This window comes from Streptomyces luteolifulvus, from assembly GCF_008806595.1.
GTDB lineage: Bacteria > Actinomycetota > Actinomycetes > Streptomycetales > Streptomycetaceae > Streptomyces > Streptomyces luteolifulvus.
In genome coordinates, this window is the sequence record NZ_VZRB01000045.1 from 31,210 (window position 1) to 47,393 (window position 16,184).

13 protein-coding genes are annotated in these 16,184 nt (G+C 70.1%); 8 read left to right on the plus strand and 5 right to left on the minus strand.

Annotated elements, in window-relative coordinates:
• The first annotated feature begins 50 nt into the window (after window positions 1-50).
• On the plus strand, window positions 51-1,793 hold the full coding sequence (locus F7R91_RS37155) for a serine/threonine-protein kinase (RefSeq protein WP_150957597.1): 1,743 nt from the start codon (window positions 51-53) through the stop codon (window positions 1,791-1,793).
• 60 nt (window positions 1,794-1,853) lie between these two features.
• Here F7R91_RS37155 and ligA read toward each other — a convergent pair whose 3' ends face one another.
• Window positions 1,854-3,941: an NAD-dependent DNA ligase LigA gene (gene ligA, locus F7R91_RS37160; protein WP_150957599.1), complete on the minus strand. Its 2,088-nt coding sequence runs from the start codon at window positions 3,939-3,941 to the stop codon at window positions 1,854-1,856.
• Window positions 3,942-4,027: 86 nt separating this feature from the next.
• Between ligA and F7R91_RS37165 the strand changes: the two genes are divergently transcribed.
• The gene (locus tag F7R91_RS37165) at window positions 4,028-4,294 is read left to right on the plus strand and encodes a hypothetical protein (RefSeq protein WP_150957601.1); all 267 of its coding nucleotides are present in this window, start codon (window positions 4,028-4,030) and stop codon (window positions 4,292-4,294) included.
• 56 nt (window positions 4,295-4,350) lie between these two features.
• On the opposite strand, the gene F7R91_RS37170 is transcribed toward F7R91_RS37165, so the two are convergent.
• Entirely contained in the window at window positions 4,351-5,043 is a 693-nt protein-coding gene (locus F7R91_RS37170; protein ID WP_150957603.1) for a hypothetical protein, read from the minus strand.
• A 405-nt stretch (window positions 5,044-5,448) separates the two neighbouring features.
• On the opposite strand from F7R91_RS37170, the gene F7R91_RS37175 reads away from it, so the two are divergent.
• The 3 genes from F7R91_RS37175 (at window position 5,449) to F7R91_RS37185 (ending at window position 9,516) form a co-directional block, all read left to right on the plus strand.
• Window positions 5,449-6,885, plus strand: coding sequence for a hypothetical protein (locus F7R91_RS37175; RefSeq protein WP_150957604.1), 1,437 nt, complete (start codon window positions 5,449-5,451; stop codon window positions 6,883-6,885).
• A gap of 115 nt (window positions 6,886-7,000) precedes the next feature.
• Window positions 7,001-8,266 carry an AAA family ATPase gene (locus F7R91_RS37180; protein WP_150957606.1) on the plus strand — a complete coding sequence of 422 codons (1,266 nt, stop codon included), beginning with the start codon at window positions 7,001-7,003 and terminating at the stop codon, window positions 8,264-8,266.
• Window positions 8,263-9,516 carry a vWA domain-containing protein gene (locus F7R91_RS37185; RefSeq protein WP_150957608.1) on the plus strand — a complete coding sequence of 418 codons (1,254 nt, stop codon included), beginning with the start codon at window positions 8,263-8,265 and terminating at the stop codon, window positions 9,514-9,516. Before F7R91_RS37180 ends, F7R91_RS37185 begins: the two co-directional genes overlap by 4 nt.
• Window positions 9,517-9,610: 94 nt before the next feature.
• Here the strand turns inward: F7R91_RS37185 and F7R91_RS37190 are convergent, their stop codons facing one another.
• Window positions 9,611-11,320: an FAD-dependent monooxygenase gene (locus F7R91_RS37190; protein WP_225321007.1), complete on the minus strand. Its 1,710-nt coding sequence runs from the start codon at window positions 11,318-11,320 to the stop codon at window positions 9,611-9,613.
• A gap of 547 nt (window positions 11,321-11,867) precedes the next feature.
• Here F7R91_RS37190 and polX point away from each other — a divergent pair.
• Window positions 11,868-13,631, plus strand: coding sequence for a DNA polymerase/3'-5' exonuclease PolX (polX, locus tag F7R91_RS37195; RefSeq protein WP_150957612.1), 1,764 nt, complete (start codon window positions 11,868-11,870; stop codon window positions 13,629-13,631).
• A gap of 20 nt (window positions 13,632-13,651) precedes the next feature.
• Entirely contained in the window at window positions 13,652-14,077 is a 426-nt protein-coding gene (locus F7R91_RS37200; RefSeq protein WP_150957614.1) for a CBS domain-containing protein, read from the plus strand.
• Between the two features lie 17 nt (window positions 14,078-14,094).
• Here F7R91_RS37200 and F7R91_RS37205 read toward each other — a convergent pair whose 3' ends face one another.
• Together F7R91_RS37205 and F7R91_RS37210 are read right to left on the minus strand one after the other, a co-directional pair.
• Window positions 14,095-14,547: a YbhB/YbcL family Raf kinase inhibitor-like protein gene (locus F7R91_RS37205; RefSeq protein WP_150957616.1), complete on the minus strand. Its 453-nt coding sequence runs from the start codon at window positions 14,545-14,547 to the stop codon at window positions 14,095-14,097.
• Window positions 14,548-14,637: 90 nt separating this feature from the next.
• Window positions 14,638-15,552 carry an IS982 family transposase gene (locus F7R91_RS37210; protein WP_150957617.1) on the minus strand — a complete coding sequence of 305 codons (915 nt, stop codon included), beginning with the start codon at window positions 15,550-15,552 and terminating at the stop codon, window positions 14,638-14,640.
• A 70-nt stretch (window positions 15,553-15,622) separates the two neighbouring features.
• On the opposite strand from F7R91_RS37210, the gene F7R91_RS37215 reads away from it, so the two are divergent.
• A complete protein-coding gene (locus F7R91_RS37215; RefSeq protein WP_150957619.1) occupies window positions 15,623-16,012 on the plus strand; it encodes a hypothetical protein in 390 nt (129 codons plus the stop codon).
• The last annotated feature ends 172 nt before the right edge of the window (window positions 16,013-16,184 follow it).

Below are 16,184 nucleotides of genomic sequence, written 5' to 3' on the forward strand. Positions count from 1 at the left end.
CCATCGAGGCAGACGTACCGCAACCACAGGCGTCACATATGCTCCTCCGCATGAACGAGGGGGAGACCGGCAGACGGGTCATCGACGGGCGCTTCGAGCTGGAGTCACGGCTCGGCGGGGGTGGCATGGGCACGGTGTGGCGCGCCCGCGATCTGCTGCTGCACCGGAGTGTGGCGATCAAGGAGGTCCGGCCGCCGGACGTGGACCTCGCCGAGCACGACCCCGCGAAGGCGAGGATGCTGCGCGAGCGGGTCCTGCGCGAGGCCCGCGCGCTGGCCCGGGTCGAGCATCCGAACGTGGTGACGATCCATCACATCGTCGACGGCGGCGAAGGCACCTACCCGTGGCTCGTCATGGAACTGGTCGAGGGCGGTTCACTCGCCGACCGGTTGGCCCGTGGACCGATGGCCCCCGCGGAGGCCGCCCGGATCGGACGCGGCGTGCTCGACGCCCTGCGTGCGGCGCACGAGGTCGGCGTCCAGCACCGTGACGTGAAACCCGCCAACGTCCTGCTGCGCACCGACGGCCGTCCGGTGCTCACGGACTTCGGCATCGCCGCGATCCGTGAGTCCACCACCCTGACCGCCACCGGGTCGATCATCGGCACCCCGGACTACATGGCCCCGGAGCGCATCTCGGGCGACGGCGGCGGACCCGCCGCGGACCTGTGGTCGCTGGCGATGATGATGTACGTGGCCGTCGAGGGCCACCATCCGCTGCAGCGCGGTACGACACTGGCCACGCTGGCCGCCGTACTCAATGACCCCGTACCGCCACCCGTACGGGCCGGATCGTTGACGCCGGTCATCTCCCAGGTGCTGGTCCGTGACCCCGCGGCGCGGCCGGACGCAGCGACTCTCGACCGGATGCTGGCCGCCGCGGCCCAGGCCGGGGACCACCAGCAGCCCACGCCCTACCCGCTCGTGCCCCCCGCGTGGCCCACCGCGCCGAACTCGATGACCGGCGGGACCGGGTACCCAGCATCGCCGTACACCCCTCATCCCTCCGCGGCACCAGGGACATGGGGACCGCAGGACGCTCCACCACCCCACCAACCGCCCCCACCGGCGTGGCAGTTGACCACCAACGCCATCCAGACCGACAGGAGCGGTCAGCGGCCGAAGCGTTCGCGCCGTGTCGCGGTCGCCTCCTCCACCGTGGGCGTGGTGCTGGTGGGGACGCTCACGTGGATCGCACTGCCGGACGGCAACGACGCGAAGAAGTCGGCGTCACCCAGCGCTGCGACGACAACCCGGAAGGGCGGGTCCACGCCGAAGGAGACCACGCCGACGGCGCCCACGGAGAGGGCGTCGACGGGCGGGACCTCCTCGAACACCACCAATCTGCTCACTCCCGACGGCATCAGGACCGCGATCAAGGCCATCGAGGAGGAGACAGGAAGGGACAGCTTCGGTGACTTCACCGTCTATCCGGAGTATGTCTCGACCGAAGTGATGGTCAAGGGCAGCAGGACCAAGTACGACACATACACCTACTACGTCGGCCGCGGTGTGGAGAAGGGCATCATCAAGGGCACGTTGTCCGGGGGAGACGAGCCCGTGAGCCTGGAGAACTTCAACTGGGACGCCGTTCCCGCCCTGCTCAAGCGCGCGGAGAACGAGCTGAAGGTCGAGAAGCCGACGAGCCGCTACCTGGTGGTGCGGCAGCCGAACAACATCTTCGACGAGCCCGCGGGCATGGCCGTCTATCTGAGCGACGAATACGGCGCGGGCGGGTACATCGACGCCGACACCCAGGGCAAGGTGACCAAGGTGATGCCGTCCGACGGCTAAGGGCGGACCCGGAACGATCCTCGCTGCCCCTTGCACCATCCTCCACGCCCTCGACGGGGGTCAGCCGAGGAAGCCGGCTATGAGCGTGGCGAATTCGTCGGGAGCGGCCAGGCGGATGCCGAGGGTTTCGGCCTTCGCGCGCTTCGATCCGGCTCCTTCTCCGGCGACGACCAAGGTGGTCTTCTTGGAGACGCTGGAGGAGGAGCGGCCCCCGGCGCGCTCGATGAGCTCGTTCATCTGGTTGCGGCTGAGCTTCTCCAGCGCTCCGGTCATCGCGCCGGTCACCACCACCGTCATGCCGGCCAGCGGCCCGCTCGCAGCTTCCGCGCCGGGCTCCTGGTCGTCGGTGTCGATGCCTGCCGGGGCCGGTGGAGTCGCACCGGGTTCGGTCATGTTCACCCCGGCCGCGACGAGTCTGTCGATGAGCGGCGCGAGTTCGACGAGTTCGGCCACGATGGACGGGGCCTTCTCCGTGCCGATGCCCTCGACCTGCTGCATGGACGTGGCGTCGGCGGCGCGGATGGCGTCCATGGTGGCGAAATGCCGGGCGATACGACGGGACATGGACCGTCCGGTGCCCCGGACACCGAGCGCACACAGCACCCGCGACAGCGACCTGCCCTTGGCGGCGCCGATCGCCCCGAGCAGGTTGTCGGTGCTGGTCTCGCCCATCCGCTCCAGACTCAGGAGTTGCTCCTGGGTGAGGGAGAACAGGTCGGCGAGATCGGCCACCAGCCCGGCCTCGACGAGCTGGACGACCCGGGTGATACCGAGGCCTTCGATGTCGAGCTGGTCGCGTCCGGCGGCGTAGGAGAGCGAAGCCACCAGATGGCAGTTGCGGCCGTTCTCGCACCGCCAGCGCTGCTCGCTGGTGTCGATGCCCGAGCCGCACCGCGGACACACCTCGGGGAAGACGATCGGCTGTTCGTCGCCGGTGCGCAGATGGGCCACGGGGGCTTCTATACGGGGGATGACATCGCCGGCGCGATACACCATGACGTGGTCGCCCCTGCGCAGGTCGCGGCGGGTGATGTCGGCCGGGTTGTGGAGGGTGGCGTATGTGATGGTGGAGCCGTCGATCTCGACAGGTTCCAGGACCGCGCGCGGGGCGATGATGCCGGTGCGGCCCACGTTCCACTCCACCTCCAGCAGCCGCGTGATCTTCTCCACGGCCGGCAGCTTGTAGGCGATCGCCCACCGCGGCGCACGCGACCCCGACCCTGCGGCCCGCTGGTCGGCGGCCGGATCGGCCTTGATGACGATCCCGTCGATCCCGAACGGCAACTGTGCGCGCAGCGCGGCGATCTCCTGGACCCGGGTCAGGACCTGCTCGACGGTCTCGGCGGTGATGCCGGGCACGGCGGTGGTGGCCGTGGTGTTCACCCCGAGCTCGGCTGCCTGGGCCATGAGGTCACTGTGCGCGAGGTCGCTCAGCCGTGCGGCGAGTGCCGTATCGCTGTCGGCGAGGGGGAGCAGGCCGTAGCCGAAGAATGTCATCGGCACCGTGTAGGCGCGTTCCTTGGCGCGCAGGGTGCCCGCCGCGGCGTTGCGCGGGTTCGCGAACGGCTGCCCGCCGTGCCCGGTGCGCACCTCGTTGGCGTGCTCGAACTGGGCGGTGGTCATCAGGACCTCGCCGCGCACCTCCACGGTGACGGGCTCGGCCAACTCCTCCGGCAGTCCCTCTATGGTGCCGATCGCATGCGAGACGTCCTCCCCGGCCGTCCCGTCGCCGCGCGTGATCAGTCTCGTGAGGCGGCCGTGACTGTAGCGGGCGGCGATCGCGAGGCCGTCGAGCTTGGGTTCGACACTGAACCGGGTGACATCGTGGCCGATCCGCCGGGCCAGCGAGGCGGTCCAGGCGCTGAACTCCTCGGGCGAGAAGACGTTGTCCAGGCTCAGCATCGCCACGGTGTGCGGCACGTCCCCCTCCACGGCGCCGCCGGCGACCTTCCCGGTCGGCGAGTCGGGCACCACTTCGTCGGGATGATCGGCCTCCCAGGCGGCGATACCGCGCACCAGCCGGTCGTAACTCTCGTCGTCCAGCACCGAGGTGCCGCCCGAGTAGTAGGCGGCCGAGGCCTTCACGGCGTCCTCCACGGCCTGTGCGTAGGCGGCGGTATCCACGATGACTGCTGCAGGTGATGTCATGCCGCCATCTTGCCTTCCACCACTGACAGCGCCGCTGACCTGCACTTTTAGGTCGAATGTCAGTGCCGGGTGCGAGGCTGCACGGCATGGATGAGCTCGAGTTCATGCGTGGACGGGTCTACGGCGCCGACCACGACGACGCCGGTCCCGTGCCCGGCCGTGCCTATGTGGAGCTGGTCGGCGGGCCACTGGACGGCCTGTTGCTGGATATCACGAGCCGGCCCGGCCATGAGCTGCGTGAGGGCGTGGCCCTGCCGACGGAGATAGGTGGCTACGGCCCGGGCGGCCGTGCCCTGTACGCACCCCGCGCCGAGGGAAGCCGCCGCTTCGACTGGCGCGGCGACACACCCTGACGCTCACCCGGCCCGGGAGCGGTGCCCGTAGCCCGTACTCCGGTCCGGCGGCGATGTCAGGCGTCGGCCGGTGCGGGTTCCTCCTTGGCCTGCGGGGCTGCTGTCTGCTCCGGAGCCTCGGGCGCCGTGTAGAAGACGGACGAGCCCTGCTTGCTGCGCTGGGCCTGGGTCCTGGCCACCAGGCCTTCGAGCGTGGTGCGTACGACGGTCGTCTTGATGGTGCGCTCGGGATGGGTCTGGCCGAGAGCGGTGGCCACCTCCGCGGCCGAACGCGGTTCACTCTGCTCGGTGAGGTGACGGCGCACCAGGTCGACCAGCGTCGGCTGTGCGGTCTTCGCGGCCGTGTCCTTGGCCGCGCGCTTGGTGGTGCCGGGCTTCCGAACGGTGGCGGACGGGGTTTCGGCGGAGGTCTTCTTCGGCCGTGCGCGCTTGCCGGTGGCGGACTTGACCGACTTGGTCGACTTGGCGGTCGTAGCGGACTTGGAGGTCGTCCTCTTGCGGGGGCCGGGCACCACGCTGCCGTCAGCGGGAGCCGCAGGCTCAGCGGCCTCCGGCGTCGGAGCGGTGCCGATGGCTCGCTGAATGTTGACCAGCACGGTGTGGTCACGCTGGAGAGCCGCCAACTGCTCCTGCAGCGTGGCGATTTCCACGCCGATACGTTCTTGTTCCTTGGCGTTGTGTTCGAGGTCGGAGGTGACCTGAGCGGTGTAGTGCGATGTCAGTTCGGTGACTGCGGTGTTCTCGGACATGGGGTGTACAGCCTTTCCTCGATGCGGGGCCGGAGATGTCCGGCCAGTCGAACGTGTGTCGAACTCCGGGCCTGATGCCTGCGGGGGCGCTGGAACAAGCCAAAGCACAGTGCCTTGTTGCAGAGATAGTACGGACAAGCGGAAGGCACCGTTCGCCTCGTGCATGCACTTGTCCCGCTCTCTCACGTGTCCGCCGATGATAAGGCCGCATGAACGACGGGCGACCCCCCGTACAACGATGCGCAGAGGCTGTGTGTTTCGTGTGGTGACGTCCGGGCGCCGGCGTGACTCATGTGCTCGCCGAATAACGCCTCGCCGATCGGAGTTGGGTCCGGTACGATCCCTCGCGATGATGACTCACTCTGTTCACAGATTGGGGGTCCCGTCCGCGCAAGGTGAGTGCTGATGCTCACTCAGATCGCGAACGGGGATTCCCGGCTTTCCTTCTGGCGGCGCGTGCGTGAGTTCGCCGTGCCGCCCTCCATGATCGAGACAGCGACCACTCGCCGCCTTTCCGGGGACTGGGCAGGGGCGTGTGCTGCCGCAGGCGTCGATCTCGATCTCGATCTGCGTTCCGTCGCGCGTATGCATGGTCGGGGACTCACGGCCCAAGTACGGTCAGATCTACGTCATTTGGCCCCTGACCTGTTGCGCTGGCACATGCCCAGGATCGGCCCCGACGGCCTGCTGCGTCCGGGGCTGACCCTCTCGTTGGCCCGGTATGACGCTGCGGGGGGCAGCCGCGCACGTCCAGTGGATCTCGTGGCCCGGACTCCGCCGGCCTGGGCGGACGCCGGTCAGCGGATCAGCCTCGCCCTGTGGGACGGATCGCACTCCGATGCCGGGGCGGCCCGCCATCCGCATCCCCATCCCAACCTGAGGTTCCGCCTGGACCTGCACCGTCACCTGTGGGACGCGCGCAGGACGGAGGAGCTGCGGAGCCGGTCCGGGGCCGATCAGCTGCCCGCAGACGACAGCCTCGGGAGCCTCGGATGGGAGTCGGAACTGTCGCGGTTGGTGCCGGAGGAGCGCCGCTGTGCCGTGGACCGGTGGGCGGCGGAGGCGGCGATCCTGATCCATGCCGAGGGGCGGCCTGCCGGCAGCGTCCTCGTGCGGCTCGGCACTGCCCGGCATCGGCTGGTCCTGGACCTGGTCGCGGACGGGGGCGAGGCCGTCGCAGGCGTCGGGCCTCCTGCGTTGCGGATCGCGTCGGTGTCCACAGATCGCGGCGCCCTTGAGCTACCGGCTCTGCCCGACGCCGCCACCTGGGTACTGCCTGACCTGGAACTGCTCCGCGCCGGACTGATCGACGCCGATCGACTGCATCCGCTGGTGGCTGCGGCCCTCGTACCGGGACATGCACCGGCTGCCGTTCCGTCCCGGCCACCCGACCCGGCAGGACGACCGCGTGTGGTGGAATGCCGGGGGGCTCAGCACCGGATCGGCCTGGTCGACGGCGTATTGGCCCCGCTGGACCACGACCCGGCCGAGATCCGGCGCGAGGAACTGCTGGCAGCCCTGACCGGTTCTCCGCTGCCCTGCCTGCAGGCCATCGACGAGGCGCACCGTCATCCGCACTGCCTGAGCGGCGTCCGCGAACGCCTGGACCACGGTGACACCGCCGGTGCGCTGGCCGTGGTCGAGGGCCTGCTCGGCCCCGACGCACTGCTGCGCGACGGCGCCCTGCGCGACGAGTTGGAGGCGGCAGCGCTGCGGCGTATCACGTACGGGCTGTACCGGGCGGGCTTGATCGGTCCCGGGCCCACGTCCGGGCGCATGCTGCCGGGCCGTGGCCGACCCCGCGTACGCGGTGCACGCAGGCGGCACGCGACCTTTCGCTGACGCGGGGCGGGGGGACCTGAGTCCCTTTCCTGTACGCGCGCGCCGACGTGCGTGGCAGACCTCCGTCCCGCGCACTCACCCGACTCACCCGACCCCGACCCAAAGGTGACCAACCATGCCTGCATACACCCCGTTCGCCGCTCCCAACACCGCTCTCGACCCGACCCCCACCACCCAACTCGACATCGCCGGCGATCTGCTGGCCCTGCTGCGCGACACCACCACGGAACCGCGCCCCGACACACAACTGGAGGCCCTGACCCTGGCGGTGGCCGCCGATCTGCCGGTGCTCCTGTGGGGGGAGCCGGGGATCGGCAAGACCGCGGCGCTGACACAGCTTGCCGCGGCCCTCGACGTCCCTCTGACAACGGTGATCGCCAGTGTCCATGAGCCGTCGGACTTCTCCGGACTGCCCATCGTCGGCGACGATCCCGCTGAGCAGGGGGTCCCGATGGCCCTGCCGGACTGGGCGGTGCGACTGGTGCGGGCCGGCCGAGGACTGCTCTTCCTGGACGAACTGTCCACCGCCCCACCGGCCGTACAGGCCGCCCTGCTCCGTCTCGTCCTCGAACGGCGCATCGGTGCCCTCCAACTCCCTTCCGGAGTACGGATCGTGGCCGCCGCCAACCCGCGGTCCTCGGCGGCCGACGGGTGGGAGCTGAGTCCTCCTCTGGCCAACCGGTTCGTTCATCTCCAGCGGACCCACGACCACGAGGTCGTGGTCCGCGGCCTCGGCGGAACATGGCCCCGGGCGGCCCTGCCCCGGCTCGCCCAGGAAAGGCTGCCGGAAGCGGTGGACTTCGCGCGTCGCGCGGTGTGCGAGCTGCTGGCCGCCCGCCCCAAGCTCGTGCACCAACTGCCCAGCAGCGAAACGCGCCGGGGAGGCCCCTGGCCGTCGCCCCGGAGCTGGGAGATGACACTGTGTCTGATCGCCTTCGCCACCGCGGCCGGTTCCTCACGGGACGTACTGTCCCTGCTCGTCAGAGGGACGGTGGGGGACGGTCCGGGACTGGAGCTGCTGGCCGGCCTGGACCGGATGGACCTCCCGGACCCCGAGGTGCTGCTCGCCGACCCGGCCGGCGCCGCCCTGCCCGAGCGCGGAGACCTGCGGCAGGCCGTCCTCGACGGTGTGGTGGCGGCCGTACGGAATCGCCCGGAGAGGGCCCGCTGGGACGCCGCGTGGGAGCTCCTGGTCCGGGCGGTGGAGACGGGAGCCCCGGACCTGGTGGTCGTCCCGGCGACCACCCTCGCCACGCTGCGCCGCGAGGACTGGGACGTTCCGGCATCGATCGAGGAACTCGCCGGAGCGGTGTCCCTGTCCCGGCGCGCCGACCAGGCGACGGCCCGTGCCGCGCTCGCCACGGCGAAGGAACGACGATGAAGACGGACGTACCCGGGGCACTGGACCTCGACAAGCTCTTCGCCGCCCGGCTGCACGCCGCCCGCGTCCGGCCGTACTTGGCGACGGCATTGTTCGCCCTGCACACCGTGGAGTCGAGGCGCGTACCGACGATGGCCGTCGACCGGCACTGGCGGTGCTACGTCTCACCCGCGTTCGTGGACCGGACGCCGGTGGAGGAGCTGGCGGGTGTGTGGGTGCACGAGGTGTCGCATCTGTTGCGCGACCACCACGGGCGCAGCGACCGCGTCGCGAAGGAGCGCGGGCTGACCGGTCCGGGGGAGCGGCTGCGGATGAACATCGCCGCCGACTGCGAGATCAACGACGACGTCTTCGGCGAGGGGCTGGTCCGGCCCGAAGACGTCGTCGAGCCGGCCACCCTGATGCTGCCCGAGGGGCAGCTGATGGAGGACTATCTGCGCCAGTTCCGGCTCGGGCCGCGGATGCAGCATCTGGCCTGGCTGGACTGCGGCAGTGGCGCCGACGGGCTGGAACGGGAGTGGGACCTCGGTCCGGACGGCGCGCACGGCCTGAGCGAGCAGGAACGGGACGCGGTCCGGTTCCGGGTGGCGCAGGGCATCACCGGCCGACCGGGGAGCGTGTCGAAGGGGTGGCAGCGCTGGGCGGACGAGGCGTTCCATCCGCCGCAGCCGTGGCGGGAGTTGCTGGGAGCGGCGGTCCGTTCGGCAGCGTCCGGCCCCGGCGCGGGCGAGGACTACACCTACGGCCTGCCGTCCCGGCGCTCGGCCGGGATGCCCGGCGTGGTTCTGCCGAGTCTGCGGCGCAGGCCGCCTCGGGTCTCCGTGGTCATCGACACGTCCGGTTCGGTCAGTGACGCCGAACTGGGCAGCGCGCTCCTGGAGGTTGCCGCGATCTCCCGTGCCGTGGGCGGCCGCCGTGACCTGGTCACCGTGCTGCCCTGCGACTCCTCTGCCCGGGTTGTGCGCCCCCTGTGCCGAGCCGAGGGCATTCCGCTGGTGGGCGGCGGCGGTACGGATCTCCGTGCGGGCTTCACCAGGGCGCTGCGAGCGCGACCCCGACCGGACGTCATCGTCGCCCTGACCGACGGACAGACACCCTGGCCCGGCACGCGTCCACCGTGCCGGACGGTGGTGGGCCTGTTCCCCCGGTCAGCCGCGTCATGGAACGAGGACGACCCCGACTACGTACCGGACTCACCGCCCGCTTGGGCACGCGTGGTGGACATCGGACAGGCGACCGCGACTCGGTGAGCAGCTTACGCATGTGAGCGAGGGCCGCCTCGAAGTTCATGTCCCGGCCCTTCGGGCCTCTTCAGAGCGTTGAAGTGGGCGTGCGCCGCGGCGTTCACCTCGGCGAGGAGAGGGTCCCGAAGTAGTCGGACAGGGCTGCTGCCGTGTCGGTGAGGGGGAAGCGCGCGCCGACGTAGCCGTCCGGGCGCACCACGAATCCGGTCGAGCCGTCGGGGCCGTAGAGCCGGGCGAACTCTCCGGCGGCGTCCCGGTATGCGGGGACGGCCAGGGTGTCGGCGGCCTGGAGCGAGGCCTCGCGGGCGAGGAGGGCGATGGTCTGGACGTCGGGTCCGGGTGGACGGTCGGTAGTACCCGTGCTGTGGTTGGACGCAGGCGGCGACGCGGCAGCCGCGATGGCGGCCGCGGTCGTGTCGGCCGCCTTGGTGAGGTCGTCCAGGTGGGCCGCGTACAGGAGCAGCACGTGGCCCGTGCGGCCGCGCAGGACGTCCAGCAGGCGCAGTGGGTAGGCGGCCACGGGTGCGGTCAGCCCTGGGCAGTCCGGGGCCCGGTCGCCGGGCTGGGGTGCGTCGGACGGGCCGTACGGGCTGCCGGCGAGCGGGCCGCCCCGGTAGCCGACGAGGAGTTGGGCCTCGCGGAGCATCAGGGTCCGTGGGTCCTCGGGGTCGGTCTCGATGCCCTGCCGTGCATGCCGTACGGTCCGGCCGACCACCTCCTCGCCGACCGGGCGGCGCTCGGCGTCGTAGCTGGCCAGCAGGGCGGGCCCCGCCTCGCCCCGGATGACGAGGGCGAGCTTCCAGGCCAGGTTGCAGGCGTCCTGGATGCCGGTGTTCATGCCCTGGGCGCCGGTGGGCGGATGGATGTGGGCGGCGTCGCCCGCGACGAAGACGCGCCCCTTGGCGTAGCGGTCGACGATGCGGTGGCTGATGCGGAAGACGGAGGACCAGCGCAGCTGGGAGACGGTGGCCGGCTTGGGGGAGAGGCGGTCCACCACGGCCTGGATGTGGGCCAGTTCCGGGGCGCGCAGGCCCTCCAGGCCGTGCGCCACGCCGTCGCCCTGCTCAGGCCGTGTGCCTGCCTCCCGCGTGGAGAGTTCGGGCGGGACCAGCATCGACATGCGGTAGCGGCCCGTGCCGGGCAACGGGATGCAGACCAGTATGTCGTCCGTGGATCCGTCGTCGGCGAGATGGCTCGACCGCAGGCCGTACCCGGGCGGCACGTCCCAATCGGTCTCGACGTCGCCCAGCATGTACTCCTCGGGGAAGGCCGAACCCTCGTAGGTGAGACCCAGCCGCTTGCGGACGATGCTGTGCGCTCCGTCGCAGCCGATCAGATAGCCGGCACGCAACTCCTCCTCGGTGCCGGAGGCGGTGCGCAGCTGGGCGGTGACCCCGTCGGCGTCCTGGGTGAACGACAGCAGCTCGGTGCCGCGTTCGACGAACGTGCCCAGGCCGGCGACGTACTCCTCGATGAGGCGCTCGGTCTCGTACTGCGGCAGCGCGGCGAATTCGTACGGCACCTCGGGCGGCAGCGTGAGATCGATCCGTGCCTTTTCCTTGCCGTTGACGTAGATCAGCTGGCCGCGCAGCACACTCGCTGCCTCCAGGACTGTTCGGGCCAGGCCCATGCGGTCCCAGATCTCCAGGGTGCGCGGCTGGATGCCGACCGCCTTCGCGTACGGGAGGCGGGCCGGCAGCCGGTCGACGAGACGGCAGCGCACTCTGTGCCGGCTCAGCTCGGCGGCCGCGCTCAGCCCTACCGGGCCGGCGCCTGCGATCAGTACGTCGGTTGTCGGGGTGTGAGCCACGGGTGTGCCTCCCCAGTGCTTGGCCCCCGGACCGGTCCCGTACTCCATAGTCACCCGGCGGCGGACGGGTCGCGAGCCGGGGCCGGGGACCGGGGGTTCCAGGCCCCGTAGCCAAGGGGGGTGTCCTACCAGGCGATGGACTGGGCTATGCTTGCCTTTCGAGCAGGCCACCGAACTCCGGTTGGTCGGCCGTGCGTTGGTGGTCCAAGGAAAGACGTCCCGCTTCCTGCGGGGAGATGCAGGTGCAAGGCCTGCCCGGCGCTCGAGTTGCGGACCCCGCCCCCGATTTCTGTGAGGGTGGGGTCCGTTGTCGTTGGGGCCGCGAGGCGGTCCGGCCACAGCGCCCTCCCTTCGACCCTTCCGCGCCGATGTCACAGCCGCACATGGCACCGGAGGTCTGGGCCGCGATCGAACGCCGGCGGTCGTGCGCATGCCGGCGATCGTGCGAACGCCGACGATCGTGACCGCGACCGGCTGTCCACCGCCGCTCCGTCCGTGCGGTCCCGGCCGCCGACCGAGAAGGCGGGCGGCGCCCTACCCTGGAAGTGTGGCTCGGTCCAACGACGAGGTCGCCGCGCTGTTCCAGGAATACGCGGACCTGATCTCGATCACCGGAGGAGACGCGTTCAAAGCACGTGTCTACGAGAAGGCTGCCCGGTCGATCGGCGGCTACCACGCCGATGCCTCCACGCTGGACGTCAAGGGACTCCAGCAGATACCCAATGTCGGCAAGTCGATCGCGGAGAAGATCGTCGAGTACTTCCGCACCGGCAGCGTGTCCGCCGTCGAGGAGCTCCGGGCGAGAATCCCCGCCGGGGTACGGCGGCTGACCGCCATCCCCACACTCGGCCCGCGGAAGGCTCTGACGGTGTACGAGGAACTGGGCATCTCCTCGATCGACGAGCTGGCCGACGCCATCCGCGCGGAGCGCCTGCGCGATCTGAAGGGCTTCGGGCCGAAGACGGAGGAGAACATCCTCCACGGCATCGGCCTTCTCCAGGCCTCCGGCGACCGCGTCCTGCTCGACGTCGCCCTGGACCTCGCCGAGCGCATCGTCGCCGAGCTGTCCGAGGTGACCGGCTGTCGCCGGTGCGCGTACGCCGGATCGCTGCGCCGTTTCCGCGAGACGATCGGCGACATCGACATCCTCACCGCCGCGGAGGACTCGGCACCGCTCATGCAGGCGTTCACCGAGCTGCCGTACGTCACGGAGGTCGTCGCGCGCGGCCGGACCAAGACGTCCGTGCGCACCACCGAGGGCCTGGCGGTCGATCTGCGGGTCGTGCCGCCGGACTCCTGGGGCGCGGCACTGCAGTACTTCACCGGCTCCAAGGCGCACAACATCCGCACCCGCGAGCTGGCCGTGCACAAGGGCTTCAAGCTCTCCGAGTACGGGCTGTTCGACGTCGAGAGCGGCGAGAAGATCGTCTCGGAGACCGAGGAGGAGGTGTACGCCCGTCTCGGCCTGCCGTGGATCCCGCCGACCCTGCGCGAGGACCGCGGGGAGATCGAGGCCGGGCTGCACGACGAGCTGCCCGACCTGGTCCTCGAGGCGGACATCCGGGGCGACCTGCACACGCACACCGACCTCACCGACGGCCTCGCCCCGCTGGAGGAGATGGTCCAGGCGGCCGCCGATCGCGGTTACGCCTACTTCGCGGTCACCGATCACGGGCCGAACCTGTACATGCAGCGGATGACCGACGAGCGGATGCTGGAACAGCGTGATCACGTACGGGAACTCGACCGCACGTACGGCAAGCGGGGCCGGCGGGGCGGCATGCGGCTGCTGCACGGCGCCGAGCTGAACATCGACCCGGACGGAGAGGTGGACTGGCCGGAGGAGTTCCTGGACGGCTTCGACCTGTGCGTGGCCTCGGTGCATTCGCACTTCAACCAGGGGCGCGCGGAGATGACCCGCCGGATCGTACGGGCCTGCGAGAACCCGTACGTCAACATCATCGGCCACCCCACCACCCGCCTCCTCGGCAAGCGTCCGGGCATCGACGCCGACCTCGACGAGATCTTCGCCGCCTGCGCGCGAACGGGTACCGCCCTGGAGGTCAACGCCCATCCGGACCGGCTCGACCTGCGCGACGAGGACATCCTGCGGGCCAGACGGCACGGGGTGAAGTTCGCGATCGACAGCGACGCCCATGCCACCCTGCACCTGGCCGGCATGCGCTACGGCGTGGGGACGGCGCAGCGCGGCTGGCTGACCAAGGACGACGTGATCAACACCTGGCCCGAGACCCGGCTGCGGCGCTTCCTGCGCAAAGGGACGCCCGGCCGGCGTGTGCCACCCCACTGATCCCGACCTGGGAGGCGTCCATGACCCGACTGATACGTGACGTGATGTCGCCCGGCACGGCTGCCGTCGAGCCCATGACCACACTGGCGCGCGCGGCCCGTTTGATGCGCGAGCACGACATCGGTGACGTCCTGGTGGTGTACGACTGCGATCTGTTCGGTGTGCTCACCGACCGTGACATCGTGGTCCGGGCCGTCGCCGAGGGACTCGACCCCGACACCGCGACGGCGGGTTCCCTGTGCACGCGTCCGCCGGTGGTGACGCTGTCGCCGGACGACACGACCGACCGTGCGGTGGAGCTGATGCGACAGTACGCGGTACGCCGGCTGCCGGTCGTCGAACGCGGTGGCTGCCCCGTCGGCATGGTGAGCCTGGGCGACCTCGCCACCACCGAGGACCCGCACTCCGCCCTGGCGGACATCAGCAAGGCCGCCGCGAACCACTGAGCCGCCGACACAGGCTCTCAGCGCTGGTACAGCCCCACGAGCGTCCCACTGGCCATCTGCCGCTCGTCCACCGCCCGGTGCACCTGCTCGGCGCTCGGAGCGTCGGGCAGGACACAGGGTTCCGTGAGGGCGTAGAGCCGGAAGACGTAGTGGTGCGCCTCGTCTCCCGGGGGTGGATGCGGTCCTCCCCAGCCCTCTCTGCCGTAGCCGTTGACGAGCTCCGTGCCGCCGGGCGGGCGCTGACCTGGATCGACGCCGTCGCTGTGCGGATCGATGCCGACCACGACCCAGTGCATGAAGGTACCCGACGGCGCGTCGGGGTCCTCGCACAGCAGAACCAGTTCGGCCGCGTCGTCCGGAGCGCCGTTCCACGTCAGCGGAGGGGAGATGTTCTCTCCTTCCAACGCGTACCGGCGCGCGATGAACGATTGATCACTGAACGCGCTGCTCTTGAGATCGATGTCAGTCATGTGCCCCGGGGTACCCCTTGAGGGGCCTGACATGCGGCGTCGCCCGTCCCCGCGCCCTGGCTCGGGCTCTAGATGATCTATTCCAAGGGGTCAGTGATCGTAGGCGATCAGCGAGCGTAGGACGGTTTGTCCGGTCGCGTCGTTGTGCCAGATCGCGGCGGTCAGCGCGAGGATGCGTTGCATGACGCGGGCTATGACACCTCCGGGTGTGCGCCCTCGGTGCCGTTCGAGGTCAAGCTGTCCCTTGAAGGTCTCGTTGATCGATTCGATGACCTGCCGCAGCGGCTTGAACAGGGCGGCACCAGGCCGTTCCCGTTCACCTTTACGGGCAGGCCGCAGCAACTGGACTCCATGCTCGGACAGTTCGCGTTCGAAACCACGGCCGAAGTAGTTCTTGTCGCCGATGAGAGTCTGTCGGGGGCGCTCTCGCAGAAGCTCGCATTCGGCGGCCAGGAGGTCAAGGGGGGTCTCGCGTTCGTCGGCCTTGGCCCCGGTCAGGACGAAGGCGATGGGCAGGCCCTGAAGGGTGCACACCAGGTGCAGGCGCAGGCCCCAGAAAAAGCGGCTGTGGCTGGCGCAGTAGCCGTATTCGGCCCAGCCTGCCAGGTCGGAGCGTTTGACGGTCTCGCGGGAGCGGCCGCATTCCACCGGGGTGGAGTCCACGACCCATACGTCGTCGCTCCACACCGAGGTGGTGGCGGCCAGGATCCGGTTGATGCTTCGCATCAGACCGGCGGCCTTGCGCAGCCGCTTGTTGTAGCCGGGCTGCTGGGGCAGGTAGGGGAAGAGGTGGCGCAGGTGGGCACGGGCATGGCGGAGCCATTTGGCCTCGGAGGTGAAGCCGAGTATGGCCTGCATCGTGGCGAGGGTGACCAGTTCGGCATCGCTCAGGCGGGGCGTAATGCCGACCGGCGGGCGCCACGGCGCCAGCCCAGGATGCTCCTTCAGCATGTCGTCGGTCGTCGCATAGAGTGCTGTCGCGAGGGTGTCCACGTCGTTCGTCACAAAACGATCTTGGACACCCTCGTTCTCGTCTCCGCAGGCACCCCTTGGACCACACCACCAGGAGGAACCAGTGTCATACCCGCAACTGCTCACCCCCGAGGAGAGGCTCGCCGACGCGAAGAAGCAGCTGAGCCTCCCGCGTATCGTCGTGATCTGCGGCTCCACCCGCTTCATGACCGAGATGAACGAGGCAGATCTGCGGGAGACCAAAGCCGGAAAGATTGTCGTCAAACCGGGCTGTGACATGAAGTCGCCGCACGAACTTTGGTCCGATCCTGTCGAGGCCGAGGCGCTGAAGGTTCGACTCGACGATCTGCACCGGGCGAAGATCCGGCTCGCTGATGAGGTGCTCGTAGTCGGCGACTACATCGGAGACAGCACCCGAGCCGAAATCGCCTACGCCCGGTCGCTGGGCAAGCCCGTGCGGTTCACGCACCCCGAAGTCGACCCTGACGCCTAATGGGACTTGCCGGGGCGTAGAGACTCGGTGCCGTAGCCGCCAGCATAGTCGTGCGCGCGGCACCACTGCGCCGCGGTCTCCTCGCCCCTGGGAACCTCACGGATCACACGGCGGACCGCGGAGATGATCTGGGTGACGGTATCCTGGGTGGCCACCGCGTCATCGAGGACGG

Bases quoted from the DNA above. Each gene is read 5' to 3' on its own strand.
- F7R91_RS37155 (WP_150957597.1), top strand. From the start codon at position 51: ATGAACGAGGGGGAGACCGGCAGACGGGTCATCGACGGGCGCTTCGAG.
- ligA (WP_150957599.1), bottom strand. From the start codon at position 3,941: ATGACATCACCTGCAGCAGTCATCGTGGATACCGCCGCCTACGCACAG.
- F7R91_RS37165 (WP_150957601.1), top strand. From the start codon at position 4,028: ATGGATGAGCTCGAGTTCATGCGTGGACGGGTCTACGGCGCCGACCAC.
- F7R91_RS37170 (WP_150957603.1), bottom strand. From the start codon at position 5,043: ATGTCCGAGAACACCGCAGTCACCGAACTGACATCGCACTACACCGCT.
- F7R91_RS37175 (WP_150957604.1), top strand. From the start codon at position 5,449: ATGCTCACTCAGATCGCGAACGGGGATTCCCGGCTTTCCTTCTGGCGG.
- F7R91_RS37180 (WP_150957606.1), top strand. From the start codon at position 7,001: ATGCCTGCATACACCCCGTTCGCCGCTCCCAACACCGCTCTCGACCCG.
- F7R91_RS37185 (WP_150957608.1), top strand. From the start codon at position 8,263: ATGAAGACGGACGTACCCGGGGCACTGGACCTCGACAAGCTCTTCGCC.
- F7R91_RS37200 (WP_150957614.1), top strand. From the start codon at position 13,652: ATGACCCGACTGATACGTGACGTGATGTCGCCCGGCACGGCTGCCGTC.
- F7R91_RS37205 (WP_150957616.1), bottom strand. From the start codon at position 14,547: ATGACTGACATCGATCTCAAGAGCAGCGCGTTCAGTGATCAATCGTTC.